25 protein-coding genes are annotated in these 25,772 nt (G+C 68.4%); 17 read left to right on the top strand and 8 right to left on the bottom strand.

What is annotated here, in order from left to right; all coding sequences use genetic code 11:
• The first annotated feature begins 91 nt into the window (after positions 1–91).
• From U5A56_RS21190 to U5A56_RS21180, 3 genes are all read left to right on the top strand, one after another.
• Positions 92–1,381, top strand: coding sequence for a dicarboxylate/amino acid:cation symporter (locus U5A56_RS21190; RefSeq protein WP_044846742.1), 1,290 nt, complete (start codon positions 92–94; stop codon positions 1,379–1,381).
• A 4-nt stretch (positions 1,382–1,385) separates the two neighbouring features.
• Complete coding sequence (locus tag U5A56_RS21185; RefSeq protein WP_321924395.1) at positions 1,386–3,410, top strand: sensor histidine kinase; 2,025 nt, start codon at positions 1,386–1,388, stop codon at positions 3,408–3,410.
• 72 nt (positions 3,411–3,482) lie between these two features.
• Complete coding sequence (locus U5A56_RS21180; RefSeq protein WP_044846740.1) at positions 3,483–4,838, top strand: sigma-54-dependent transcriptional regulator; 1,356 nt, start codon at positions 3,483–3,485, stop codon at positions 4,836–4,838.
• A 103-nt stretch (positions 4,839–4,941) separates the two neighbouring features.
• On the opposite strand, the gene U5A56_RS21175 is transcribed toward U5A56_RS21180, so the two are convergent.
• Positions 4,942–5,478 carry a peroxiredoxin family protein gene (locus tag U5A56_RS21175; protein ID WP_044846739.1) on the bottom strand — a complete coding sequence of 179 codons (537 nt, stop codon included), beginning with the start codon at positions 5,476–5,478 and terminating at the stop codon, positions 4,942–4,944.
• A gap of 163 nt (positions 5,479–5,641) precedes the next feature.
• Here U5A56_RS21175 and U5A56_RS21170 point away from each other — a divergent pair, with 163 nt between their 5' ends.
• Entirely contained in the window at positions 5,642–6,214 is a 573-nt protein-coding gene (locus tag U5A56_RS21170) for a hypothetical protein (RefSeq protein WP_044846738.1), read from the top strand.
• A gap of 334 nt (positions 6,215–6,548) precedes the next feature.
• On the opposite strand, the gene U5A56_RS21165 is transcribed toward U5A56_RS21170, so the two are convergent.
• Positions 6,549–8,213, bottom strand: coding sequence for a YifB family Mg chelatase-like AAA ATPase (locus tag U5A56_RS21165; RefSeq protein ID WP_321924393.1), 1,665 nt, complete (start codon positions 8,211–8,213; stop codon positions 6,549–6,551).
• Positions 8,214–8,539: 326 nt separating this feature from the next.
• Positions 8,540–8,791, bottom strand: coding sequence for an accessory factor UbiK family protein (locus U5A56_RS21160; protein ID WP_006398174.1), 252 nt, complete (start codon positions 8,789–8,791; stop codon positions 8,540–8,542).
• Positions 8,792–9,156: 365 nt separating this feature from the next.
• Between U5A56_RS21160 and U5A56_RS21155 the strand changes: the two genes are divergently transcribed.
• The 7 genes from U5A56_RS21155 (at position 9,157) to ptsP (ending at position 16,585) form a co-directional block, all read left to right on the top strand.
• Positions 9,157–9,495, top strand: a complete 339-nt coding sequence (locus U5A56_RS21155) for a P-II family nitrogen regulator (RefSeq protein ID WP_006398175.1) — start codon at positions 9,157–9,159, stop codon at positions 9,493–9,495.
• Between the two features lie 33 nt (positions 9,496–9,528).
• The gene (locus tag U5A56_RS21150) at positions 9,529–11,046 is read left to right on the top strand and encodes an ammonium transporter (protein WP_124486541.1); all 1,518 of its coding nucleotides are present in this window, start codon (positions 9,529–9,531) and stop codon (positions 11,044–11,046) included.
• Between the two features lie 241 nt (positions 11,047–11,287).
• On the top strand, positions 11,288–12,577 hold the full coding sequence (gshA, locus tag U5A56_RS21145; protein WP_044848231.1) for a glutamate--cysteine ligase: 1,290 nt from the start codon (positions 11,288–11,290) through the stop codon (positions 12,575–12,577).
• Between the two features lie 25 nt (positions 12,578–12,602).
• Positions 12,603–13,559: a glutathione synthase gene (gene gshB / locus U5A56_RS21140; RefSeq protein WP_044848230.1), complete on the top strand. Its 957-nt coding sequence runs from the start codon at positions 12,603–12,605 to the stop codon at positions 13,557–13,559.
• Between the two features lie 231 nt (positions 13,560–13,790).
• Positions 13,791–14,261: a PTS sugar transporter subunit IIA gene (locus U5A56_RS21135; RefSeq protein WP_044848229.1), complete on the top strand. Its 471-nt coding sequence runs from the start codon at positions 13,791–13,793 to the stop codon at positions 14,259–14,261.
• A gap of 74 nt (positions 14,262–14,335) precedes the next feature.
• On the top strand, positions 14,336–14,605 hold the full coding sequence (locus U5A56_RS21130; protein ID WP_006752075.1) for an HPr family phosphocarrier protein: 270 nt from the start codon (positions 14,336–14,338) through the stop codon (positions 14,603–14,605).
• Between the two features lie 207 nt (positions 14,606–14,812).
• A complete protein-coding gene (gene ptsP, locus U5A56_RS21125; RefSeq protein WP_044848237.1) occupies positions 14,813–16,585 on the top strand; it encodes a phosphoenolpyruvate--protein phosphotransferase in 1,773 nt (590 codons plus the stop codon).
• A 100-nt stretch (positions 16,586–16,685) separates the two neighbouring features.
• Here the strand turns inward: ptsP and U5A56_RS21120 are convergent, their stop codons facing one another.
• From U5A56_RS21120 to gpmA, 3 genes are all read right to left on the bottom strand, one after another.
• Positions 16,686–17,438 carry a HesA/MoeB/ThiF family protein gene (locus U5A56_RS21120; protein WP_044848228.1) on the bottom strand — a complete coding sequence of 251 codons (753 nt, stop codon included), beginning with the start codon at positions 17,436–17,438 and terminating at the stop codon, positions 16,686–16,688.
• Between the two features lie 132 nt (positions 17,439–17,570).
• Entirely contained in the window at positions 17,571–19,112 is a 1,542-nt protein-coding gene (locus tag U5A56_RS21115) for a S41 family peptidase (RefSeq protein ID WP_321800708.1), read from the bottom strand.
• A 245-nt stretch (positions 19,113–19,357) separates the two neighbouring features.
• The gene (gene gpmA / locus U5A56_RS21110) at positions 19,358–20,104 is read right to left on the bottom strand and encodes a 2,3-diphosphoglycerate-dependent phosphoglycerate mutase (RefSeq protein ID WP_321924388.1); all 747 of its coding nucleotides are present in this window, start codon (positions 20,102–20,104) and stop codon (positions 19,358–19,360) included.
• Positions 20,105–20,240: 136 nt separating this feature from the next.
• On the opposite strand from gpmA, the gene U5A56_RS21105 reads away from it, so the two are divergent.
• The 5 genes from U5A56_RS21105 (at position 20,241) to U5A56_RS21085 (ending at position 23,166) form a co-directional block, all read left to right on the top strand.
• Positions 20,241–20,663, top strand: coding sequence for a rhodanese-like domain-containing protein (locus U5A56_RS21105; RefSeq protein ID WP_044848225.1), 423 nt, complete (start codon positions 20,241–20,243; stop codon positions 20,661–20,663).
• Positions 20,660–20,920, top strand: coding sequence for a glutaredoxin 3 (grxC, locus tag U5A56_RS21100; protein WP_044848224.1), 261 nt, complete (start codon positions 20,660–20,662; stop codon positions 20,918–20,920). Before U5A56_RS21105 ends, grxC begins: the two co-directional genes overlap by 4 nt.
• A gap of 107 nt (positions 20,921–21,027) precedes the next feature.
• On the top strand, positions 21,028–21,510 hold the full coding sequence (secB, locus tag U5A56_RS21095) for a protein-export chaperone SecB (RefSeq protein WP_014895954.1): 483 nt from the start codon (positions 21,028–21,030) through the stop codon (positions 21,508–21,510).
• A gap of 26 nt (positions 21,511–21,536) precedes the next feature.
• Complete coding sequence (locus U5A56_RS21090; RefSeq protein WP_044848223.1) at positions 21,537–22,535, top strand: NAD(P)H-dependent glycerol-3-phosphate dehydrogenase; 999 nt, start codon at positions 21,537–21,539, stop codon at positions 22,533–22,535.
• 106 nt (positions 22,536–22,641) lie between these two features.
• A complete protein-coding gene (locus tag U5A56_RS21085; RefSeq protein WP_321924386.1) occupies positions 22,642–23,166 on the top strand; it encodes an O-acetyl-ADP-ribose deacetylase in 525 nt (174 codons plus the stop codon).
• Positions 23,167–23,206: 40 nt separating this feature from the next.
• Here the strand turns inward: U5A56_RS21085 and trmL are convergent, their stop codons facing one another.
• Together trmL and U5A56_RS21075 are read right to left on the bottom strand one after the other, a co-directional pair.
• Positions 23,207–23,677, bottom strand: a complete 471-nt coding sequence (trmL, locus tag U5A56_RS21080) for a tRNA (uridine(34)/cytosine(34)/5-carboxymethylaminomethyluridine(34)-2'-O)-methyltransferase TrmL (RefSeq protein ID WP_044848221.1) — start codon at positions 23,675–23,677, stop codon at positions 23,207–23,209.
• A 106-nt stretch (positions 23,678–23,783) separates the two neighbouring features.
• Positions 23,784–24,596 carry a ComF family protein gene (locus U5A56_RS21075; protein ID WP_321924384.1) on the bottom strand — a complete coding sequence of 271 codons (813 nt, stop codon included), beginning with the start codon at positions 24,594–24,596 and terminating at the stop codon, positions 23,784–23,786.
• An 83-nt stretch (positions 24,597–24,679) separates the two neighbouring features.
• Between U5A56_RS21075 and U5A56_RS21070 the strand changes: the two genes are divergently transcribed.
• The gene (locus U5A56_RS21070) at positions 24,680–25,645 is read left to right on the top strand and encodes a methyltransferase domain-containing protein (RefSeq protein WP_044848220.1); all 966 of its coding nucleotides are present in this window, start codon (positions 24,680–24,682) and stop codon (positions 25,643–25,645) included.
• Positions 25,646–25,772 lie beyond the last annotated feature (127 nt).

Below are 25,772 nucleotides of genomic sequence, written 5' to 3'. Positions count from 1 at the left end.
CGCGCGGGCGAATGCCTTCTCCCCTGAGACATTCGCCTGCGCGCGTGACGCCGTTTCCACCGGCTCATCATCTACTTCAGCAGGAACCATCGTGAAGAAGAAACCCTTCTACAAAGTGCTCTATGTGCAGGTGATCTTCGCCATCATCGTCGGCGTGATCCTCGGCCACTTCTATCCGTCGCTCGCCACCGAGATGAAACCGCTCGGCGACGGCTTCATCAAGCTGATCAAGATGGTGATCGGACCGATCATCTTCTGTACGGTCGTCACCGGCATCGCCGGCATGGAGGACATGAAGAAGGTCGGCCGCGTCGGCGGCAAGGCGCTGCTGTACTTCGAGATCGTGTCGACCTTCGCGCTGCTGCTCGGCCTCGCGGCCACGCACATCCTGCGTCCGGGCGTCGGCTTCAACATCGATCCGGCGACGCTGAACGGCAAGGAAGTCGCATCGTACGCGGCGAAGGCGCACGGACAGTCGACGGTCGACTTCCTGATGCACATCATCCCGAACACGATGGTTGACGCGTTCGCGCAGGGTGAAATCCTGCAGATCCTGCTGATCGCGCTGCTGTTCGGCAGCGTGCTCGCGCACCTCGGCGAGCGCGGCAAGGTCGTGACCGACTTCATCGACGGCCTCACGCGCGTGCTGTTCGGCATCGTGCACATCGTCACGAAGCTGGCGCCGATCGGCGCGTTCGGCGCGATGGCGTTCACGATCGGCAAGTACGGCGTCGGCTCGCTGGTGCCGCTGCTCAAGCTGATCGGCACGTTCTACCTGACGTCGGTCGTGTTCGTGCTGGTCGTGCTCGGCGCGATCGCGCGCTTCACGGGCTTCTCGATCATCCGCTTCGTGTCGTACATCAAGGAAGAGCTGCTGATCGTGCTCGGCACGAGCTCGTCGGAAGCCGCGCTGCCGCAACTGATGGAAAAGCTCGAGAAGGCCGGCTGCTCGCGTTCGGTCGTCGGCCTCGTCGTGCCGACCGGCTATTCGTTCAACCTCGACGGCACCAACATCTACATGACGATGGCCGTGCTGTTCATCGCGCAGGCGACCAACATCGAACTGACGTGGATGCAGCAGCTCACGCTGCTCGCGGTCGCGATGCTGACGTCGAAGGGCGCGAGCGGCGTCACGGGCGCGGGCTTCATCACGCTCGCCGCGACGCTCGCCGTCGTGCCGACGATCCCGCTGTCGGGCATGGTGCTGATCCTCGGCATCGACCGCTTCATGAGCGAATGCCGCGCGCTGACCAACATCGTCGGCAACGGCGTCGCGACGGTCGTCGTGTCGGCCTGGGAGAAGGAACTCGACCGCAACAAGCTGCGCCAGGCGCTGAAGGGCGGCGGCGAGGTCACGCCGACCGAGACGGCCGGCGTCTGACGTCATGAAGGAGCAGGCGGCGGCACCGCCCGCGGGCGGTGCGCCGCGCGGCGGCCGGGGCAGCGACGAGGCGCCCTATGACACAATAGGCGATCCGCATCGCCAGGAAGTCACGTCCGTGAAGCGCCGCCTGCTCATCCTCGTCGTGCTTGCCGCCGCGCTCGCGGCGGCGTGCGCGCTGACTTGGACCATCACGTGGCAGCGCGGCGTCGCCGAGCTGCAGCGCAACGCCGCGGTGCGGGTCGACCGCACCACCAACGCGCTCAAGAGCACGCTCGACCGCTACGAATCGCTGCCTTATCTGCTCGGCAGCCATCCGTACGTGCTGGACCTGCTCGCCGAGCCGAAGCGCGCCGATTTCACCGCACGCGCGAACCGCTATCTCGAAGACCTCAACGAACACGCGCACGCGACCGTCACCTACGTGATCGGCGCGGACGGTCTGTGCGTCGCCGCCAGCAACTGGCGCGCGCCGGACAGCTTCGTCGGGAACGGCTACCAGTTTCGTCCGTATTTCATCGACGCGATGAACGGCCGGGTCGGCCGCTTCTTCGCGATCGGCACGATCTCGCGCGATCCCGGCTACTACATCTCGCAGCCGGTGTGGCGCGACGGCAGGATCGCGGGCGTCGTCGTCGTGAAGCTCAATCTCGAATGGTTCCAGGGCGCCGATGCGTCCGAGCCGCTCGTCGTCGCGGACGATCACGGCGTCGTGTTCCTGTCGTCCGTGCCCGCCTGGAAGTACCACACGCTGCATCCGCTGACGGGGCCCGTCGCCGCGTCGATCTACGAGACGCGCCAGTACGCGCAGCAGCCCGTCACGCCGCTGCCGCTGCGCGTCGAGCAGGTGCTCGGCGCCGATTCGGAGATCGTGCGCCTCGGTGCGGCCGGCGTAGGCCCTGGCCTGCGCGCGCCGCGTTTCCTCGCCAGCAAGCGGCGGATCGGCGAGCCCGACTGGCTGCTCGTCACGCTCGCGCCGATCGCGCCCATCGACGCCGACGCGCGCAACGCGACGATCGTCACGGGCTTCGGCTTCGTGTCGGTCGCGTTGCTCGCGTTCTACTGGCGCATGCGCCGCGCGCGCGTGCGCGAGATGATCCGCGGCCGCGCGCTGCTGCAGCAGGCGTATGCGGAGCTGAACCGGCGCGTCGAGGAACGCACGGCCGACCTGTCGGAAGCGAACGAGCAATTGCAGAAGGAAGTCGGCGACCGGATCCGCGCGGAGCAGGAATTGCGCGCCGCGCACGACGAACTGATCCAGGCCAGCAAGCTCGCCGCGCTCGGCCAGATGGCGGCCGGCATCACGCATGAACTGAACCAGCCGCTCGCGGCGTTGCGCAGCTTCTCGGACAACACGCGCGTTCTGCTCGATCGCGGCGAGCAGGCGGCCGCGCGCGAGAACCTCGAGGCGATCGCCGCGCTGACCGAGCGGATGGGCAAGATCACCAACCAGCTGAAGTTGTTCGTCGGCCGCGCGAAGCCGCGCAACGAACAGGCGCTCGTCGTGCGCGCGCTGCGCAGCGTGCTGTCGCTGCTCGGCGACCGGCTGCGCGGCGTCGCGCTCACGCTGACGCTGCAGGATGCGACGGTGTCGCCCGCGCAGGATGCGCCGCTCGACCTGGCGCGCGACTATCCGGAACTCGTCGCCCGCTGCGAGGACCTGCGCCTCGAACAGGTGCTGATCAACCTGCTCGGCAACGCGCTCGACGCGGTCGCGGGCGTCGCCGCGCCGGCGATCGAAGTGACGATCGCGGTGTCGGTCGCGACGCTCGCGGTCGAGGTGCGCGACAACGGCTCCGGCATCGCGCCCGAGCTGCTGCCGCGGCTGTTCGAACCGTTCTTCACGACCAAGGAAATGGGGCGCGGGCTCGGGCTTGGGCTCGCGATCTCGTCGTCGATCGCGAGCGACGCGGGCGGCGCGCTGACCGCGCGCAATGCGCCGTCCGGCGGCGCGCTGTTCGTCTTGACGCTGCGACGCGCGCGCACGCATCATCCGGACGCCGTGTCCGAGCCGGCGGGCTCGCGCTAGGCACCGCACGACCGCATCAACGAGAGCCGCGCGCACCACCGCCGCGCGGTCTGTCAGGAGCAAGTGACTACGATGGCCAACCGGCTGCAAGTGATCTATATCGAAGACGATGCGCTCGTTCGCCGGGCGAGCGTGCAGAGCCTCCAGCTCGCCGGGTTCGACGTCGTCGGGTTCGAATCGGCCGAGGCGGCCGACAAGGCGATCGTCGCGGAAACCGCCGGCGCGATCGTCAGCGACATCCGGCTGCCCGGCGCAAGCGGGCTCGACCTGCTCGCGCAGTGCCGCGAGCGCGTGCCCGACGTGCCCGTGATCCTCGTCACCGGCCACGGCGACATCTCGATGGCCGTGCAGGCGATGCGCGACGGCGCGTACGACTTCATCGAAAAGCCGTTCGCGGCCGAGCGGCTGATCGAGACGGTCCGCCGCGCGCTCGAGCGGCGCGAGCTCGTGCTCGAGAACCATGCGCTGCGGCGCGAGCTGGCCGGCCAGAACATCGTCGCGCCGCGCATCATCGGCCGCAGTCCGGCGATCGAACAGGTGCGCAAGCTGATCGCGAACGTCGCGCCCACCGACGCATCGGTGCTGATCAACGGCGACACGGGCGCCGGCAAGGAGCTGATCGCGCGCAGCCTGCACGAGCTGTCGCCGCGCCGCGACAAGCCGTTCATCGCGGTGAACTGCGGCGCGCTGCCCGAGCCGATGTTCGAGTCAGAGATGTTCGGCTACGAGCCCGGCGCGTTCACCGGCGCCGCGAAGCGCCGCGTCGGCAAGCTCGAATATGCGTCCGGCGGCACGCTGTTCCTCGACGAAATCGAAAGCATGCCGCTCGCGCTGCAGGTGAAGCTCCTGCGCGTGCTGCAGGACGGCGTGCTCGAGCGGCTCGGCTCGAATCAGCCGATCCGCGTGAACTGCCGCGTCGTCGCGGCCGCGAAAGGCGACATGAGCGAACTCGTCGCGGCCGGCACGTTCCGGCGCGACCTGCTGTACCGGCTCAACGTCGTGACGATCGCGCTGCCGCCGCTCGCCGAGCGCCGCGAGGACATCGTGCCGCTATTCGAGCACTTCATGCTCGACGCGGCCGTGCGCTACGGGCGGCCGGCCCCCGTGCTGACCGACCGGCAGCGCGCGAGCCTGATGCAGCGCGACTGGCCCGGCAACGTGCGCGAGCTGCGCAACGCGGCCGACCGCTTCGTGCTCGGCGTCGCCGACATGCCGCAGGAAGCCGGTGCGAGCGGCGACGACGCCGAGAGCGACCAGACGCTGAAGGAGCGCATCGAGCAGTTCGAGCGCGCGGTGATCGCCGAGGCGCTGAACCAGACGGGCGGCGCGGTCGCCGCGACGGCCGACCGGCTGCATGTCGGCAAGGCGACGCTGTACGAGAAGATGAAGCGCTACGGGCTGTCGGCGAAAGGCGAAACCGAGCGCTGAAAAAGAGACGGACCGCGGAACCGGGCTGGCCGGTCGTGCGGTCCGTCATGCGGGGCAGGGCGCGGCGGGCGGCTCTGCGCGTCGCGTCGTGCGGAGGCTGCGCTCAGGCCGCGTTGCCGTCGAGCGCCTTCTTGAGCAGCGCGTCGAGTTCCGCGAATTGCGGGGCGCCGACGTAGCGCTTCAGGATCTTGCCGTCCTTGTCGACGACGAAGGTTGTCGGCGTAAGCTGCACGTTGCCGAACTGCTTCGCGACGCTGCCGTCGTCGAGTGCGACCTTGAACGGCAGCTGGCGCGTCTGCGCATAGTTCGCGACGTACATCGGCGGATCGTAGTTCATCGCGACCGCGACGAACTCCAGCCCCTGACCCTTGAAGCGATTGTAGGTATCGACCATCTGCGGCATTTCCTGCATGCAGGTCGCACAGCTCGTCGCCCAGAAATTCACGAGGTAGACCTTGCCCTTCAGGTCGCCGGCCGTCGACACCTTCTGACCGGACAGCAGCGTGAACGTGGCGTCCGGCACGGTGGACTTGCCGTTGAACGCGAAGAAGCCGGCAACGGCGATGGCCGCGACGACGACGGCCGCGACGATATAGCGGGCGGGGCCGGTGCGGCGCTGGGCGGGAGGCGTGGTGTTCATCTGCGGTGCTCTCGGAGTCGGTCGATGACGCGGGTCGATGCAAAGGACGTCGAAATTCGGCGGTTATTTTAGCGCGAATGCGGCGCACGCACCGGCGGCCGCCACACATCCCGGGTGTCGGCTTCGGCGGATAATGGGCCTTTTGCCTGTCCCCATCACTGCCATGCCGAAGGAAGTCATCGATTCGTTGCGCCCCCTTTTTCGTCCGCTGCGACACTTCGCCGCGCTCGCGTGCGTGAGCGCGGCGCTGGCCGCGTGCTCGCCGTCATATGACTGGCGTACGCTGCACAACGACGCCGGCTACACGATCGACCTGCCGGCGAAGCCGACCGTCGAGAACCAGCCGGTGGCGGTCGGCGGCGCGTCGATGCCGATGCGGATGCAGGCCGCGCACGTCGACGGCGCGGTGTTCGCGGTCGGCACGCTGACGCTGCCCGACGACCGCGACGACACGCGCCGCGCGGCGCTCGAGTTCCTGCGCTCCGGGCTGTCGCGCAATCTCGAAGGCGTGCCGCAGACGGCCTCGGTGCCGGTGCCGCTCGCGGCCGGCGGCGCGGTGAACGGGCTCGAGCTGCGCATCGCGGGTGCGGCGAGCGGCGGCGACCGCTCGCGCAAGACGATCGTCGCGCGGCTCGTGGCGCGCGGCCGGCACGCGTACCAGGCCGTCGCGATCGCCGACGGGCCGCTCGCGCAGGAGCAGTTGGACCAGTTTTTCGGCTCGTTCAAGCTCGACTGAACAGCGGCCGGCGAGGGTGCTCAGACACTTCATGACAATTGAAAGTTCATTCGCAGCTTTCGACGCTAATCGCCGGATTTTGCGGGGATTTTTCGGCTATCCACAGCGCATGTGGATAACTTTGTTGAAAAGTTGACCGAATCGCCCGCAAAGCCGCGCCGGACGGCCTTCCGGCGCATTTGACGGTTGGCCATTCATTTCGGAAAAATCAATAAAAACAAAGGGATACGAATCTCGTGGCGAAGGGGTGCCCGCGCCGGTTGATCAGGGGCCGGATTCGCGAAATTGTGCATAAGTCAAGTCTTGACAGTCATATTTTGTCCTCCGCGGGCATTCATAGTGCCGTGAGCGCACGCCGGTAGCGGATCGCCTCGGCGATCTGCGCGGCCGTCGGCAACGGGTCGCCGGCCAGGTCGGCGATCGTCCGTGCGACCTTCAACACGCGGAAATACGCACGTGCCGACCAGCCGAAGCGCTCGCCGGCCTCGCGCAGCAGCCGCTCGCCGTCGTCGGTCGGCCGGCACAGGTCGTCGGTCTCGCGCCCGCTCAGCATGTGATTGGTCTTGCCCTGCCGGTCGAGCTGCAGCGCACGCGCCCGGGCGACCCGCGCGGCGACCGCGGTGCTCGGCTCGCCGGGCGCCGTCGCGCGCGACGCGAGTTCGGCCGGCGATAGCGCGGGCAGGTCGATCTGGATGTCGATGCGGTCGAGCAACGGCCCCGACAGCTTGCGCAGATAGCGCGTGGCGAGCTCCGGGGTGCAGCGGCAGCGCCCGGACGGATCGCCATGCCAGCCGCACGGGCACGGATTCATCGCGGCGATCAGCTGGCACGCGGCAGGGAAGTCGGCCTGCTGCGCCGCGCGCGAGATTGTGATGCGGCCGACTTCCAGCGGCTCGCGCAGCATCTCCAGCACGTGCCGGTCGAATTCGGGCAACTCGTCGAGAAACAGTACGCCGAGGTGCGCGAGCGTGATCTCGCCCGGCTGCGGCGGGTTGCGGCCGCCGACCAGCGCGGCGGCGCTCGACGAGTGGTGCGGCGCGCGGAACGGGCGCCGCCGCCAGTGCGCGGGCGAGAAGCCGATGCGGCTCGCGGAAAGGAGCGCGGCCGACGCCAGCGCCTCGTCGTCGGTCAGCGGCGGCAGGAGGCCGGGCAGCCGCGCGGCGAGCATCGACTTGCCGGCGCCGGGCGGCCCGATCATCAGCATGTGATGCCCGCCCGCGGCGGCGACTTCGAGCGCGCGCCGGGCGCCGCGCTGGCCGACGACGTCCGCGAGATCGGGGGCGGCCGGCGCCGGCACGCCGTCGAGGCCGGGCGCCTCGACCGGCGCGAGCCGCGCATCCGGCGCACCGGCCAGGTGCGCGCACAGCGCGGGCAGGTCGGGCGCGCCGAACACGGTGACACCCGGCACCAGCGCGGCCTCGGCCGCGCTGTCGAGCGGCAGGTACAGCTCGGGCGGACGGGCTGCGGCCGCCGGCCCGGACGGCGCGACGGCCGCGGCGCGAGACCCGAAGCCCGCGCCGGTCCCCGCGGCGGCGGGCCCGAAGCCGGATCCGGTCTCCGTGGCGCAGGACCCGAAGCCCGCTCCAGTCGCCGCGGCGCGCCAGTCCCGTGCCGCGCCGCACGCCATCGCGAACGCGCCCCGCATCGGCCGCAGCGCGCCGGTCAGCGACAGTTCGCCCGCGAATTCGCGGCCGGCCAGCGCGTCGGCCGGGAGCTGGCCGTTCGCGGCGAGGATGCCGAGCGCGATCGGCAGGTCGAAGCGGCCGGACTCCTTCGGCAGGTCGGCCGGCGCGAGATTGACGGTGATGCGCCTGACGGGGAAGTCGAATCCGCAGTTCTGCAGCGCGGCGCGCACGCGCTCGCGGCTTTCGCGGACTTCGAGATCGGGCAGGCCGACGATCGAGAACGACGGCAATCCGTTGGCAAGATGGACTTCGACGGTGACGTCCGGCGCGCGGCCGGCCGCCGGCGCGCGACTGCGCACCACGGCGAGCGACATGGCGAGGCTCCTTTAAATGAATCGGACGGGCAACGGCCATTCGGGCCGCATGCCGCGGGAATCGGAGGAATCGGTGCGCGCTTGCCGGCGTGGCGCGGAAAAGAACGAGGAACGACGAACAGCGAAGCGCTACAAACAGCGAAGAGCGAAGAGCGAAGAGCGAAGAGCGAAGAGCGAAGAGCGAAGAGCGAAGAGCGAAGAGCGAAGAGCGACGAACAGCGAAGAGCGGGGGATTGCGAGGAACGACGGAACGGCTGACCGGCCCGGATGTCAGGCGCGGGCCGCACGAGGCGGCCCGCGCCCGGACCTGTCGGTCGGGTGGGGCGTCAGGCCTGGGACGCTGCGAGCTTCTGCTCGAGTTCCGCGACGCGCTTCTCGAGTTCCTCGAGACGCACGCGGGTGCGGGCGAGCACCTGTGCCTGCGTGTCGAACTCCTCGCGCGTGACGAGATCGAGCTTCGAAAAGCCTTGCGACAGCATGGCCTTCACGTTGCGCTCGACATCCTTGGCCGGCGAGTTTTTCAGCAGGTCGCTGACGCGCGACTGCAGGTCGTTGAAAACATCGCTGGGTTGCTTCATGAGATTTCCTTCCTTGCACAAAAAGTGTGCATCTTCAGTTGCGTACGTGCCCATGATGCACGCATGACCGGAAATGGTGCGCGCGCGGCGCGAATTCCGGGCATGGCGCCCGCATGGGTGAATGGCCCGGAGATCCGGGACGTGCGTGCACTCTAGCAATGATCCTTTCGGCGCGCCAGCAAACCTGGGCCACGTTGGCCATTCGGCCGGGCTTTCGCATCTTTCCGTACCTTTCAGCACGCGATGCAACCCCGTTTCGGAGCCGTTCGAGGCGGTGCTCGCGCGAACATGGCATGCGAGTTGCTGAGGAGAGACGGTCACACCATTCCAACCAATTCGACGGGATCAACCTGCGAGAGGACTCCATGAAACTGATTACCGCAATCATCAAGCCGTTCAAGCTCGATGAGACGCGCGAAGCGCTCTCCGCGCTCGGCGTCTCGGGCATCACGGTCACTGAGGTGAAAGGGTTCGGGCGCCAGAAGGGGCACACCGAGCTGTACCGGGGTGCCGAATACGTGGTCGATTTCCTGCCGAAGATGAAGATCGAGGCGGCCGTGTCCGACGATCTCGTCGACCAGGCGGTCGAGGCGATCGAGCGTGCGGCCCGCACCGGCAAGATCGGCGACGGAAAGATCTTCGTCACGCCGATCGAGCAAGTGATCCGGATCCGGACCGGGGAGACCGGCGCAGACGCGCTGTAACAGACCAAGACAAGCGACAAGAGGAAACCCGAGATGCGCAAACTTCTGATGTCCCTGCTGATGGCTGGCTCGCTGATCGCGGCTGGCGTCGGTCCCGCGCTCGCCGACGACGCGGCCTCCGCCGCGGCAGCGTCCGCGCCCGCCGCCACGGCGTCCGATGCATCGGCAGCCGCGGCTCCCGCCGCTTCGGCGCCGGCCGCCACCGACGCATCGGCACCTGCCGCTGCCGCCGCACCCGCTTCGGGCGCCGCCTCCGACGCATCGGCCGCCGCCGCCGCGTCCGCGCCGGCCGCACCCGCCGCGCCGACCGAGCCGTTCTCCGTCGATTCGTCGAAGATCAGTGCCGGCGACACCGCGTGGATGCTGACGTCCACCGCGCTCGTGCTGTTCATGACGATCCCCGGCCTCGCACTGTTCTATGCGGGCATGGTCCGCAAGAAGAACGTGCTCGCGACCGTGATGCAGAGCTTCGCGATCACCGCCGCGATCACGGTGCTGTGGACGGTGGTGGGCTACAGCCTCGCGTTCACGCCGGGCAACGGCTTCATCGGCGGCCTGTCGCGCGTGTTCCTACACGGCATGAACTACATCAAGGGCGACAAGGCGACCACGCTGACCGTCAGCCATCTCGCGACGACGATTCCGGAATCGGTCTACTTCGTCTACCAGATGACGTTCGCGATCATCACGCCGGCGCTGATCTGCGGCGCGTTCGCCGATCGCATGAAGTTCTCGGCGATGCTCGTGTTCATGACGCTCTGGTCGCTGATCGTCTATGTGCCGATCGCGCACATGGTGTGGGAGCCGACCGGCTGGCTGTCGGCCGACGGCGTGCTCGACTTCGCGGGCGGCACGGTGGTGCACATCAACGCCGGTATCGCAGGCCTCGTGTCGTGCCTCGTGCTCGGCAAGCGCGTCGGCTACGGCCGCGAATCGATGGCGCCGCACAACCTGGTGCTGACGATGATCGGTGGCTCGATGCTGTGGGTCGGCTGGTTCGGCTTCAACGCGGGCTCCGCGGTCGCGGCCGACGGCCGTGCCGGCTTCGCGATGCTGACCACGCAAGTGGCGACCGCCTGCGCGGCGCTCGGCTGGATGTTTGCGGAATGGGTCGCGAAGGGCAAGCCGTCGGTGCTCGGCATCGTGTCGGGCGCGGTCGCGGGTCTCGTGGCGATCACGCCGGCTGCCGGCTTCGTCGGCGTCGCCGGTGCGCTCGTGATCGGCATCGCGGCGGGCGTGATCTGCTTCTGGTCGGCCACGTGGCTCAAGTCGAAGCTCGGCTACGACGATTCGCTCGACGCGTTCGGCGTGCACGGCATTGGCGGGATTCTCGGCGCGCTGCTGACGGGCGTGTTCGCGGTCAAGGACATCGGCGGCGCCGACGGCAGCCTGCTGCTGCAGGCGAAGGGCGTGCTGATCACGCTGGTCTACAGCGGCGTGCTGAGCTTCGTGCTGCTGAAGCTGATCGACCTGACGATTGGCCTGCGCGTGTCCGAAGAGGAAGAGCGCGAGGGCCTCGACGTGATCCTGCACGGCGAACATGTCGAATAAGTCACAAGGATGACGGCGGGCCGCCGCGCAGACGGCGCCCGCCACGAATGAGCGCAGCGACTTCGGCCCGCCACCCGGCGGGCTTTTTTTCTCCTGCCGCGTGCTGCCGTAGCGCATAACCCTTCAGGCTATCGGGTCAATAGCCGAAAACTTCCTCCATATCCTTGTGAAGCCGGGAACAATCCCCAAATGGGCAAGGCAATTGCTCTACAATCTTCATTCTCCCGCTCGCGAGTGATTCATGGTTCCCCACCTCGTTACCGCGTTGAACGGTCCGCTGCTCGAGCTCGAGCAGAAGATCCTCGACGCGACGCCTGCGATCGAACGCTGGTTCAGGCTCGAATGGCAGGAACACACCCCGCCGTTCTATTGTTCGGTGGACCTGCGCAACGCCGGTTTCAAGCTGGCGCCCGTCGACGCGAACCTGTTCCCCGGCGCGTTCAATAATCTGCCGTCCGAAGTGCTGCCGCTCGCCGTCCAGGCCGCGATGGCCGCGATCGAGAAGATCTGCCCGGACGCGAAGAACCTGCTCGTGATTCCCGAGCTGCCGACCCGCAACGCGTTCTACCTGGAAAACGTCGCGCGGCTCGCGACGATCATGCGCCAGGCCGGCCTGAACGTGCGCTTCGGCTCGCTCGACCCGAGCATCACCGACATGACGCCGATCACGCTGGCCGACGGCCAGAAGATCGTGCTCGAACCGCTCGAGCGTTCGCAGCGCCGCCTCGGCCTGAAGAATTTCGATCCGTGCTCGATCCTGCTGAACAACGACCTGTCGGCCGGGATTCCCGCCGTGCTGGAGAACCTGCACGAGCAGTACCTGCTGCCGCCGCTGCACGCGGGCTGGGCCGTGCGCCGCAAGTCGACGCACTTCTCGTGCTACGACGACGTCGCGAAGAAGTTCGCGAAGATGGTCGGCGTCGATCCGTGGATGGTGAATCCGTATTTCGCGCACGTCGAAGGCGTCGACTGGCAGGCGCATGAAGGCGAGCAGGCGCTCGCCGACGCGATCGACGGCGTGCTGAAGAAGATCGCGCGCAAGTACCGCGAATACGGCATCAGCGAAAAGCCGTACGTCGTCGTGAAGGCCGACGCGGGCACCGCCGGGCGCGGCGTGATGACCGTGCACGACGCGGCCGAGATCGGCCGCATGTCGAAGGCCGAGCGCGCGCAGATGGCCGAGTCGAAGGCCGGGCTCGCGGTGCGCGATGTGATCGTCCAGGAAGGCGTCTACACGTTCGAGCGCGTCGGCGACGAAGTGGCCGAGCCGGTCGTGTACATGATCGACCGCTACGTGGTCGGCGGTTTCTACCGCACGCACGGCGGCCGCGAGCGCGACCAGAACCTGAATGCGCCCGGCATGCACTACGTGCCGCTCGGCTTCGAGCACACCGCGCTGCCGGATGCCGGCGCGAAGCCGGGCGCCGCGCCGCCGAACCGTTTCTACATGTACGGCGTCGTCGCGCGCCTGTCGCTGATCGCGTCGTCGATCGAACTGGAAAAGACCGATCCCGAAGCCATCCAGGTGTAACGGCTTCGCTACGTACAGGACCCGCATGGACATTCTCTTTATCGCCGACCCGCTCGAGCGCTTCAAGATCTACAAGGATTCGACCTACGCGATGATGGCGGAGGCCGCGCGGCGCGGGCATGCGGTGTACGCGTGCCAGCCGCACCAGCTCGCATGGACGGGCTCGGGCGTCGAGGCGGACGTGCAGCGCGTGACGATCGTCGGCGACACGGCCGACCTGCATCGCCATCCGTGGTTCGAGGCGGCCGCGCACGAATCGCGTCAGCTGACGTCGTTCGACGCGGTGCTGATGCGCAAGGATCCGCCGTTCGACATGGAATACGTGACGGCCACCTGGATGCTCGAGCTTGCCGAACGGGCGGGCGCGCGCGTGTTCAACAAGCCCCAGTCGATCCGCGATCACTCGGAGAAGCTCGCGATCGGCGAGTTTCCGCAGTTCGTCGCGCCGACGCTCGTCACGCGCGACGCCGCGCGCTTGCGTGCGTTCCATGCCGAGCATGGCGACGTGATCGTGAAGCCGCTCGACGGCATGGGCGGGATGGGCGTGTTCCGCGTGAAGGCCGACGGGATGAATCTCGGCGCGATCATCGAGATGCTCGGCCACGACGGCACGCGCTCGCTGATGATCCAGAAGTTCATTCCGGAGATCACGGCGGGCGACAAGCGCATTCTGCTGATCGCCGGCGAGCCGGTGCCGTATTCGCTCGCGCGGATTCCGCAGGGCAGCGAGGTGCGCGGCAATCTCGCCGCGGGCGGGCTCGGCGTCGCGCAGCCGCTGACGCCGCGCGACCGCGAGATCGCCGCGACGCTCGGGCCGGTGCTCGCCGCGCGCGGGCTGCTGCTGGTCGGGCTCGACGCGATCGGCGACTGGCTGACCGAGGTGAACGTGACGAGCCCGACGTGCTTCCGCGAAATCATGGAGCAGACGGGTTTCGACGTCGCCGCGATGTTCATCGACGCGCTGGAGCGGGCGGCCGCGTAGCCCGCTTTCCGCGCAAGCCCGGCGGCGGCCGCGCAGGCCCCCCGTCGCCGGAGCGGTTCGACCGGCCTGCTACAATGCCCGCTTGCCCGGTGCCGCGACCAGCGCGCCGAAGGCCCGGCGGTCGGGCCGAAACCGTTGCAAGGCTGAACATGAAACGTTTCCCATACTCGCTATGCTCGTTGCCCCGCTGCGGGGCGTCGGCCCGCCAAGGGCGGCCGGGGGCAGTCTGACATGGCCGGGATTCTGATCATCGCGCACGCGCCGCTCGCCACCGCGCTGCGGGACTGCATCGCGCACATCTACGGCGGCGTGCCCGCGCGCATCGGCTGTATCGACGTGCTGGCGGACAGCGACCCGACCCAGGTGATGGCGTTCGCGCACGCGGAGCTCGCGCGGCTCAGGGAAGAGAACGGCGTCGTCGTGCTGACCGACATGTACGGCGCGACGCCCGCGAACATCGCGGGCCAGCTCGCGAAGCTCGACAACGTGCGCGTGCTGGCGGGCGTGAACCTGCCGATGCTGGTGCGCGCCGTCTGCTACCGTACCGTGCCGCTCGACAAGCTCGTCGACAAGGCGTTGTCCGGCGGCGCGAAGGGCGTCCACGAGGTGTCGGCCGGCACGCCGCCGCCGCCTTCGGAAACCGGCTGCGGCCAGTGCGCGCCGATTCCGCCCGAGCCGCAACCGCGCACCGAATCGCACTGACCGTCCCGTTTTCCGTTTTAGACCGACCCGCCGACGCACGTCGCCGGCGGCCTCGACCGACCCGACCGAGAATCATGCTTCAACAAGAAACCACCATCGTCAACAAATTGGGGCTCCATGCGCGCGCATCGGCCAAGCTTACGCAACTGGCCGGCAACTTCCAGTCGGAAGTCTGGATGACGCGCAACGGACGCAAGATCAACGCGAAAAGCATCATGGGCGTGATGATGCTCGCGGCGGGCATCGGCAGCAGCGTGACGATCGAGACCGAAGGTCCGGACGAGCGCGAGGCGATGGACGCGTTGCTCAAGCTGATCGCGGACAAGTTCGGCGAAGGTCAGTGATCGGGGGCCTGCCCCGCGATCGTTGCCGTTTCGAAGCAGAATGCCGCGTATGTCGCGGCATTTTTTTCGTCCGTAGCATTGATGCGGAAATCGCAATGCTGCGCTGCATGCAGCCAGCACGGAGGTGCGGAATTTATAATCGCTAACCGGGGTCATAAGCGCATCGCAGCAGTGTGCCGCGGCTTTACATGTACAGAGGAGGTGCGCGTGTCCTTCACGCTGCATGGCATTCCCGTCTCACGTGGTATCGCGATCGGGCGAGCGTATCTGATCGCGCCGGCGGCGCTCGACGTCGCCCATTACCTGGTCGAGGCGAACCAGATCGACGCCGAGGTCGAGCGTTTCAGCACGGCGCGCGAGGTCGTGCATCGCGAACTCGAGGCGCTGCGCGCCGACCTGACCGACGACACCCCGACCGAAGTGGGCGCGTTCATCGACGTCCACGCGATGATCCTGAGCGACGCGATGCTCGTGCAGGAAACCATCGACCTGGTCCGCACGCGACGCTACAACGTCGAATGGGCGCTGACCGAGCAGCTCGAGCTGCTCACGCGCCACTTCGACGATATCGAGGATGAATACCTGCGCGAGCGCAAGGCCGACATCGAGCAGGTGGTCGAGCGCGTGCTGAAGGCGCTCGCCGGTGCGCCGTCGGCGTCGCAGGCGCTCGATCGCGCGGCCAAGAACGGTACGAACGAGATGATCGTCGTCGCGCACGACATCGCGCCGGCCGACATGATGCAGTTCAAGACGCAGTCGTTCCAGGCGTTCGTCACCGACCTCGGCGGCCGCACGTCGCACACGGCGATCGTCGCGCGCAGCCTCGGCATTCCGGCCGCGGTCGGCGTCCAGCATGCGAGTTCGCTGATCCGCCAGGACGACCTGATCATCGTCGACGGCGACCAGGGGATCGTGATCGTCGATCCCGCGCCGATCGTCCTCGAGGAATATTCGTACCGCCAGTCCGAGAAGCTGCTCGAACAGCGCAAGCTGCAGCGCCTGAAGTTCTCGCCGACGCAAACCCTGTGCGGCACGAAGATCGACCTCTACGCGAACATCGAGCTGCCCGACGACGCGAAGGCGGCAGTCGAGGCCGGCGCGGTCGGCGTCGGGCTGTTCCGCTCCGAGTTCCTGTTCATGCATCAGAAGGAGATGCCCGAGGAGGAGGAGCAGTTCGCCGCGTACAAGCGCGCGGTCGAGTGGATGAAGGGCATGCCGGTGACGATCCGCACGATCGACGTCGGCGCGGACAAGCCGCTCGAGGCGCTCGACGAAGGCTACGAGACGGCGCCGAACCCGGCGCTCGGCCTGCGTGCGATCCGCTGGAGCCTGTCCGAGCCGCAGATGTTCCTCACGCAGCTGCGCGCGATCCTGCGCGCGTCCGCGTTCGGGCAGGTGAAGATCCTGATCCCGATGCTCGCGCACGCGCAGGAGATCGACCAGACGCTCGACCTGATCCGCGAGGCGAAGCGCCAGCTCGACGACGCGGGGCTCGCATACGATCCGAACGTGCGCGTCGGCGCGATGATCGAGATCCCGGCCGCGGCGATCGCGCTGCCGCTGTTCCTGAAGCGCTTCGATTTCCTGTCGATCGGCACGAACGACCTGATCCAGTACACGCTCGCGATCGACCGCGCGGACAACGCGGTCGCCCACCTGTACGACCCGCTGCATCCGGCGGTGCTGCACCTGATCGCCTATACGCTGCGCGAAGCGAAGCGCGCGGGCGTGTCGGTGTCGGTGTGCGGGGAGATGGCGGGAGATCCGGCGCTCACGCGCCTGTTGCTCGGGATGGGGCTCACCGAGTTCTCGATGCACCCGAGCCAGTTGCTGGTCGTGAAGCAGGAGATCCTGCGCGCGCACCTGAAGGCGCTCGAGAAGCCGACGGCCGACGTGCTGGCCGCGTTCGAGCCGGAGGAAGTGCAGGCCGCGCTCAAGCGCCTGTCGGTCGCGGAACCGCGCGCGGACGCGGCCGCCTAGGCGGCGCGGACTGCGCGGCGAAACCGTCGCGGGCGTCGCGAAGGTAGCGAAACGTCGCGCATGCGCCGCCCGGCGCATGCGTTCATGCATCCCGCGCGCGTCAGTGCCGGCCCTGGCACACGGGGCAGTCGGCCTGGCGCGCGATCTTCATCGTCGTCCATTCCATCCGCAGCGAATCGAGCATCATCAGCCGCCCGTTGAGCGTCGTGCCGATCGCGCCGATCACGCGCAGCGCTTCGGCGGCCTGCATCGCGCCGATGATCCCGACCGTCGGCGCGAACACGCCCATCGTCGCGCACGCGACTTCCTCGAACGGCTGGTCCTCCGGAAACACGCACGCGTAACAGGGCGCGGCCGGGTCGCGGAAGTCGAACGTGCTGATCTGGCCGTCGAAGCGCAGCGCGGCGCCCGACACGAGCGGCACGCCGTGCGCGACGCACGCGCGGTTGATCGCATGGCGCGTCGCGAAGTTGTCGGTGCAGTCGAGCACGACGGTCGCCTGCGGCACGTGCGCGTCGAGCCATGCATCGTCGACGCGCGCCGCGACCGCATGCACGGTCACTTCGGGGTTCAGCTGCGCGAGCGCGTCGCGCCCCGATTCGACCTTGCTGCGGCCGACCGACGCCGTCACGTGCAGGATCTGCCGCTGCAGGTTCGTGAGGTCGACCGTGTCGGCGTCGACGAGCGTGATCGTGCCGACCCCGGACGCCGCGAGATACATCGCGGCCGGCGAGCCGAGACCGCCGGCACCGACGACGATCGCATGCGCGTCGAGGAAGCGCTGCTGCGCCTCGATGCCGATTTCATCGACGAGGATGTGGCGGGAGTAGCGGAGGAGTTGATCGTCGTTCATGGGAGAGGTCGGGTGAGGCATGCCGCCGGCGGCGGCGCGGACGCCTCTGCGTCCATCTGCGTATTCTAGGCGCACATGAAAAACGGGCCATCGCGGTCTTCCCGCGATGGCCCGTCGGATGCCGGCCGGCGCTTACTGCGGTGCCGACGCGGGCTTCGGTGCGGCGGCCTTCGCGCCCGACGCCTTCGCGGGGGACGCGGCCTTGGTCGCAGGGCTCTTCGTCGTGCTCTCGGCGAGCAGCGACTTCGATTCCTGCACCGTCTTGCCTTCGAGCTTGTTGAGCGCCTGCTGCATCATGAAGTCGTCGGCGCTGCCGAACTCGATCGGCTTGCGATCGCGGTCCTTCTGGCGTTGCTCCGGCGTCTTCTTGTCGTTCTGCTCCTCGAGGACGCGCAGCTGATCCATCCGGCGCTGCTCGCGCTCTTCCTGTTCCTTCTTCTCGTTCGGATCCTGCGTGTTCGCGAGGTGGTTCGTGTAGTCGACCTCGCGCGTCACGAGCACGTCGTCCGGATCGCCGTCCGCATACTGATCGACCGGCACGTCGGGCGTGATGCCCTTGTTCTGGATCGAACGGCCGCTCGGCGTGTAGTAGTAGGCGGTCGTCAGGCGCAGCGCGGTGTCGGCCGTCATCGGACGGACCGTCTGCACCGAGCCCTTGCCGAACGTCGTCTTGCCCATGATCTGCGCGCGCTTCGAATCCTGCAGCGCGCCGGCGACGATCTCCGACGCGGACGCCGAGTAAGCGTTCGTCAGCACGACCATCGGCACGGTCTTGAAGATCGGCGGCAGGCTCTTCAGCGGATCGCCGTCGAAGGACGGCAGGCGGTAGTTGTCGTAGGTGTCGCGGTAGACCTGCTTCGAATCCGGGATCTGGCCGTTGGTCGACACGACGACGGAGTCGGGCGGCAGGAACGCGCCGGCGACGCCGACCGCGCTCTGCAGCAGGCCGCCGCCGTTGTTGCGCAGGTCGACGATCAGGCCCTTCAGGTTCGGCTGCTGGCGCGCGATGTCCTGCAGCTTCGCGGCGAGATCGGGCGTCGTGCGCTCCTGGAAGCTCGTGATCCGGATATACGCGTAGCCCGGGTCGAGCAGCTTCATCTTCACGCTCTGGACCCTGATGATCGCGCGCGTGACCGTGATCGGGAACGTGCGGTCGTCGCTCTTGCGGAAGATCGTCAGCGTGACCTTGGTGCCCGGCTCGCCGCGCATCTGCTTGACGGCCTTGTCGAGCGTCATGCCGCGCACCGGCTTGTCGTTGATGCGCGTGATCAGGTCGCCCGGACGGATGCCGGCGCGGAACGCGGGCGTATCTTCGATCGGCGAGATCACCTTGACGAGGCCGTCTTCCTGCGAGATCTCGATGCCGAGACCCGCGAAGCGGCCCTTGGTCTGCTCCTGCAGCTCGTCGTAGTCGGTCTTGTCGAGGAACGACGAGTGCGGGTCGAGGCTCGACACCATGCCCTTGATCGCCGCCGTCAGCAGCTTCTTGTCGTCGACCGGCTCGACGTACTCGCGCTTGATCTGGCCGAACACTTCCGCGAACAGGCGGAGCTGGTCGAGGGGAAGCGGTGCCGTGGCGGTCTGCTCGGCCGATGCCGAAACCTGCAGCGTGGCGAATACGCCCGTGGCGAGGCCCGCGGCAATCAGGCCGATGTTCTTCAATTTCATTCGCATAGAGAGTCTGGTGCGGTCGGGAAGCGCGTGGCGGTAGCGGGGATGTAGCGGACAAGTATAACTGTTCGCCCGATTGCTCAGTGGACCGGTGCGAAATGGTCCGGGAGCCCGGTCCCGGCGGGGGCGCCGGATGCGCAGCGGATTCGAAAGCGGGTTCGACAGCACCGGGGCCGCGAAGGTTCGCCCCGCGCGCCGGAGCAGCCGGGCAGGCCGCGCGCGAGGCGGCCCGCCCGGCACGACGGGTATCAGCCCGCCTTGCCCTGCTTCGCGACGGCGGCCTGCGCCTTCGCGATCGCGTCCTGGTCGCCCAGGTAGTAGTGCGTGATCGGCTTCAGGTTCTCGTCGAGCTCATACACGAGCGGCACGCCGTTCGGGATGTTCAGGCCGACGATGTCGCTGTCCGAGATGCCGTCGAGGTACTTGATCAGCGCGCGCAGCGAGTTGCCGTGCGCGGCGATCAGCACCTGCTTGCCCGCACGGACGGCCGGCGCGATCGACTCGTTCCACAGCGGCAGCACGCGCGCGACCGTGTCCTTCAGGCATTCGGTGAGCGGCAGCTGCTCGCGCGGCACCTTCGCGTAGCGCGGGTCGCCGAACGGCGCGCGCTCGTCGGTCGGCTCGAGCGCCGGCGGCGGCGTGTCGTAGCTGCGGCGCCACACGAGCACCTGCTCGTCGCCGAACTTGGCGGCCGTTTCCGCCTTGTTCAGGCCCGACAGCGCGCCGTAGTGGCGCTCGTTCAGGCGCCACGAGTGGACGACCGGCAGGTACATCAGGTCCATCTTGTCCTGCACGTGCCACAGCGTGCGGATCGCGCGCTTGAGCACCGACGTGTAGGCGATGTCGAACGTGTAGCCGGCCTCCTTGAGCAATTCGCCGGCCTGGTAGGCCTCGTTGCGACCCTGTTCGGTCAGGTCGACGTCGACCCAGCCGGTGAAGCGGTTTTCCTTGTTCCACGTCGATTCGCCGTGGCGGATGAGAACGAGTTTGTACATGGATCTTGCGGTCGGTAGTGATAGGGAAGCGGGGCGCGTCGCGCGGTACCCGGCCCGGGTCCGCCATCGCGCAAGGCGGTTATTTTATAATGGCGCGATTGTCCTCATCCGATTTCTCTTTTTCCGGCGGCATTCCGTGACGTTCTTTACCAATTACACGAACCTGGCCCTTATCGCGATCCTTCTGGTTTCCGGCGGCCTGCTCGCATGGCCGGCCCTGCGCCGCGGCCGCGGCGGCCTGTCGGCCGCGGAGGCGACGCAGCTCATCAATCGCCGCAACGCGGTCGTGATCGACCTGCGTACCGCGTCCGACTTCGCCGCCGGCCACCTGCCGTCGGCACGCCAGCTCGCCGCCGGCGAGATCGGCGCGAAAATTGCGCAGGTTGCGAAAAACAAGAGCACCCCCGTGCTGCTCGTCTGCCAGAACGGCCAGCAGTCGCAGAAGGCGGCGCGCGAGGTCGAGGCGGCAGGCTATGCCGAGGTACACGTGCTCGAGGGCGGCGTCGCCGCCTGGCAGCAGGCCGGGATGCCGGTCGTCAAACAAGGAGTGGCGAAGTGAGCAAGGTTTTGATGTACAGCACGCAGGTGTGTCCGTATTGCATTCAGGCCGAGCGCCTGCTGAAGCTGCGCGGCGTGGAGCAGATCGAAAAGGTGCTGATCGACCGCGATCCGGCCCGCCGTGAGGAAATGATGACGCGCACCGGCCGTCGCACGGTCCCGCAAATCTACATAGGCGACACGCACGTCGGCGGCTATGACGATCTGTCGAAGCTCGACCGCGAAGGCGGGCTCGTGCCGCTTCTGCAAGCGGCCTGATTAGGGCAGAATGGCCGCCGGCCGCGCCGCGGCATGAGCGCGCAGGATTCAACCGAGGCGGCCGGCGTGAAGCCGGGCCGCCGCGTCACCACTTTTAGGGAAACACCATGTCCGACGTCGAAAACCAACCGTTCTTCAACATCCAGCGCGTCTACCTGAAGGATATGTCGCTCGAGCAGCCGAATTCGCCGGCGATCTTCCTTGAGCAGGACATGCCGTCGGTTGAAGTCGAAGTCGACGTCAAGGCCGAACGTCTCGCGGAAAGCGTCTTCGAAGTCGTCGTGTCGGGCACCGTCACCGCGAAGGTGAAGGACAAGGTCGCGTTCCTGATCGAAGCGAAGCAGGCCGGCATTTTCGACATTCGCAACATTCCCGACGAACAGCTCGACCCGCTCGTCGGCATCGCCTGCCCGACGATCCTGTTCCCGTACCTGCGCTCGAACATCGCCGACGCGATCACGCGTGCGGGCTTCCCGCCGATCCACCTGGCGGAAATCAACTTCCAGGCGCTGTACGAGCAGCGTCTCGCGCAGCTTCAGCAGCAGCAGGCCGGTGCGGCAGGCGCGCCGAACGGCACGACGCTGAACTGACGTTTCACTCCGGACCGGTGCTGGGTATGAAAGTAGCCGTTCTCGGCGCCGGTGCCTGGGGCACCGCGCTCGCGGGCCATCTGGCCGCGCGGCACGATACGCTTCTCTGGGCGCGCGACGCTGCGCTGATCGCCGGGCTGCAGGCCCGGCACGAAAATTCCCGCTATCTGGACGGCATCGCGCTGCCCGATGCGCTGCGCTACGACGCCGATCTCGGCGCGGCGCTCGCGCACGGCGCCGCGGACGACGCGCTGTGCGTGATCGCAGCACCCGTGGCCGGGCTGCGCACGCTGTTCGGCGCGATGCGCGACGCGGGCTGCGTGCCCGCGCATGTCGTGTGGGTCTGCAAGGGCTTCGAGGCCGACACGCATCTGCTGCCGCACCAGGTGATCGCGGCCGAGCTGCCGGGGCAGCACAGCAACGGCGTGCTGTCGGGGCCGAGCTTCGCCCGCGAGGTCGGGCTCGCGCTGCCCGTCGCGCTGACGGTCGCGAGCACGTCCGCCGAATGCCGCGAGCGCACGCTCGCCGCGTTCCATCACGGCGCGATGCGGATCTATACGGGTGACGACGTGGTCGGCGTCGAGGTCGGCGGCGCGGTGAAGAACGTGCTGGCGATCGCGACCGGCATCGCCGACGGCCTCGGGCTCGGGCTGAACGCGCGCGCCGCGCTGGTCACGCGCGGTCTCGCCGAAATGTCGCGGCTCGGCGTCGCGCTCGGCGGCCGCGCGGAGACCTTCACGGGCCTCACGGGCCTCGGCGACCTGATCCTCACCGCGACGGGCGACCTGTCGCGCAATCGCACGGTCGGCCTCCAACTGGCGGCCGGCCGCTCGCTGAACGACATCCTCGGCGCGCTCGGCCATGTGGCCGAAGGCGTGCGCTGCGCACAGGCCGTGCTCGCGCTCGCGCGCGCACAGGCGATCGAAATGCCGATCACCGAAGCCGTGTGCGGTGTGCTGTTCGACGGCGTCGCACCGCGCGATGCGGTCAGCGGCCTGCTGCGGCGCGACGCGCGCGCCGAATAACGCCGACGAATCACACCGATTTTTTGCGGCCGGGCGCGCTCGCGCAAAGCGGGCGGCGCCAAAGCGCACTACGCTTGAACCGTCTCCGGCGTTTCGGGAGGGTGTCATGCTGCAGATCGGTTCCACCACGCTCGACGCGCAACGCGTCGACATCACGACGCTCGACGTCGACGTGATCGTCAATGCTGCGAACGGTTCGCTGCTCGGCGGCGGCGGGGTCGACGGCGCGATCCATCGCGCGGCCGGCCCGGGCCTGCTCGCCGAGTGCCGCACGCTCGGCGGCTGCGAGAGCGGCGACGCGAAGCTCACACGCGGCCACGGGCTGCCGGCCCGATACGTGATTCATGCGGTCGGCCCGGTGTGGCACGGCGGCGGGCGCGGCGAGCCCGAGTTGCTCGCGGCATGCTACCGGCGTGCGATCGAGCTGGCCGAGGAGGTTGCGGCGACCTCGATCGCATTCCCGGCGATCAGCTGCGGCGTGTACCGCTATCCGGCCGAGGAGGCCGTCGACATCGCGGTCGGCACGGTCGCCGAAATGCTGCCGCAGGCGCCGAACCTCGCACGCGTGGTATTCGCGTGCTTTTCATCCGACATCTACGACCTGTATCGCGCGCGGCTCGCGCGTATCTAGCGCGTGAGCGGATCCGGCCGCGCGCGGCCGGGCGGGCGCGTCAGGCGCCGCCTTCGAAGCCGGCCTGGCGCCATGCCTCGAACACGACCACCGCCACCGTGTTCGACAGGTTCAGGCTGCGGTTGCCCGGCCGCATCGGCAGGCGCACGCGTTGTTCGTTCGCGAAGCGTTCGAGCACCTCGGCCGGCAGGCCGCGTGTTTCCGAGCCGAACACGAACCAGTCGCCCGGCACGAATGCATGGTCATGGAAGCGGCCCGAGCCACGGGTCGTGAACGCGAACATCCGCGCGGGATCGGGTGCTTCGGTCGCGACGAACGCGTCCCAGTCGCGATGCACGCGCATTTCCGCGTACTCGTGATAGTCGAGGCCCGCGCGGCGCATCTTCGCGTCGTCGAGCGGAAAGCCGAGCGGCTCGATCAGGTGCAGGCGCGCGCCGGTGTTGGCGCACAGGCGGATCACGTTGCCGGTGTTCGGCGGAATTTCGGGGGCGACGAGGACGACGTTGAACATGGTTGGGTCTGGCTGGGCCGGCCGGGACGGAGCGACGTGCACTCGTCCCGGCCGGCCGGTTCGTGACGGCCGGCGCCGCGCGCGGGCGGCCGGCCTCTCTATCTAATTAATCCCTGGCGGTGCGCAGCGCAACCAGATTCGTCACGCGTGCGGCGCCCGCCGCCTTCAATGCCTGCGCGGCCGCCGCGAGCGTCGCGCCGGACGTCATCACGTCGTCGACGAGTGCCACGTGGCGGCCGGTGAGGTCGCCCGCCACCGCGAACGCCGCGCGCACGTTGTCGCGCCGCGCGCGCCGGTCGAGCCGCGACTGCGGCGCGGTTTCGGCCACGCGTGCCAGCAGCGCCGCGTCGGCGCGCACGCCGAGCCGGCGCGCGAGCGGCCGCGCGATCGCCCACGCCTGGTTGTAGCCGCGCGCGACGAGCCGCCCGTGCGACAACGGCACCGGTGCGATCACGTCGAAGCCGCCGGTGGCGCGCAGCGCGTCCGTGTCGTCGATCCGCTGTGCGAGCCGGGCCGCGAATTCCGCGCCGAGCGCGAGCCGCGCATGAAACTTCAGGCCGCGTGCGAGCTCGTCGAGCGGGGCGCGGTAATCGGCGAGCGCGAGCGTCGCATCGAACGGCGGCGGCGTCGCGCGGCATGCTTCGCACCGGTACGCGGACGCCGAGCCGGCGCCGCCGTGCCGGCCGCGGGCTCCGCGCGGCCGCGGCCGCCCGACGCCCAGCGGCACCGCGCAGACGTCGCAACGCAGCCGCGCTTCGTTCCAGTACGCGGCGTCGCAAGCGCTGCAAATCACCGGATGTGACAAATTGCCGCACAGCGCGCACCGATTCGGCAAGGCGAGTGCGACGACGCGCACGGCCAGCGCGCGAACCTGCGACAAAACGACGCGCATCGGGCGCGGGGCGGAACTGCGATCCATCGCGAACACTCCTGGCGGCCCCGTCTCGATGAAGGCTACGAGGCGAGCGAGTATACTTCGGGCTCTTCGCCAGTGTGCCCGACATGTCCCCAGCTTCGACTTCAACCGGCCGTCCGGCCAATGACGCCCGGCGTCTGCGGCGGATCTTCGATCGCCGCGCCGCCACGTTCGACGCGGTCGCGTTCCTGCCGCGCGAGATCGCGCAGCGGATGAACGAGCGCCTCGAATACATCAAGGTGAGCCCCGCGGCCGTGCTCGACGCAGGCTGCGGCCCGGGCGACGACCTGCCGGCGCTGCGCGCGCGCTTTCCCGAAGCCCCGGTGTTCGGCGTCGACCTGTCCGGCGCGATGCTCGCACGGGCGGGCCAGCGCGAGGTCGAGCAGGCGAGCTGGCGCCGCTGGCTGCCCGCGTCGCTCGGCCGGGCGCTGGGCCAGCGCGGCCCGCGCGTCGCGCAGGCCGACTTCTCGGTGCTGCCGTTCGCGGCCGGCGCGTTCGACCTGATCTGGTCGAATCTCGCGCTGCACTGGCATTCGCGTCCCGATACGGTGTTCCCTGAATGGCAGCGCGTGCTGCGCGTGAACGGCCTGCTGATGTTCAGCACGCTCGGCCCCGACACGCTGCGCGAGCTGCGCGCGGCCTGCGCGGACGCCGAAGCGGCGCTCGGCATCGCGCCGCCGGCCGCGCGCGTCGTCGATTTCGTCGACATGCACGACCTCGGCGACATGCTCGTCGAGAGCGGCTTCGAGATTCCGGTGATGGACCAGGAAGTGCTGACCGTCACGTACAAGACCCCCGATTCCCTGCTGGCCGACGTGCGCCGCTGGGGCGCCTATCCGTTCGACCGCGCAGTGCCGCAGCATGCGGCGCGGCGCTTTCGCGCGGCGCTTGGCGACGCGCTGGAAGCGCGCCGGCGCGCGGACGGCACGATTGCCCTGACGTTCGAGGTGATCTACGGCCACGCATGGAAGGCCGTGCCGCGCACGACCGCCGAGGGGCACGGCATCGTGCGCATCGAAGATATCGGAAAGGGGCGTCCGAAGAATCGGTAAAGCGGTAAAGAGGGGTTTTGTTATGTCTGAAATTAGCGGCGCAAAGCGGGGTCGAATAGACGCCAAAAACGGCCGGGAAGCTTGTGGCGCTTGGCTCGCGGGCCGATAGCCGCTTGCTTGTGGATGC

Source organism: Burkholderia sp. BCC1998, from assembly GCF_905339875.1.
Classification (GTDB): Bacteria; Pseudomonadota; Gammaproteobacteria; order Burkholderiales; family Burkholderiaceae; genus Burkholderia.
The sequence above is the reverse complement of the archived record's forward strand: the minus strand, read 5'-3'. Positions and strand labels throughout refer to the sequence as shown.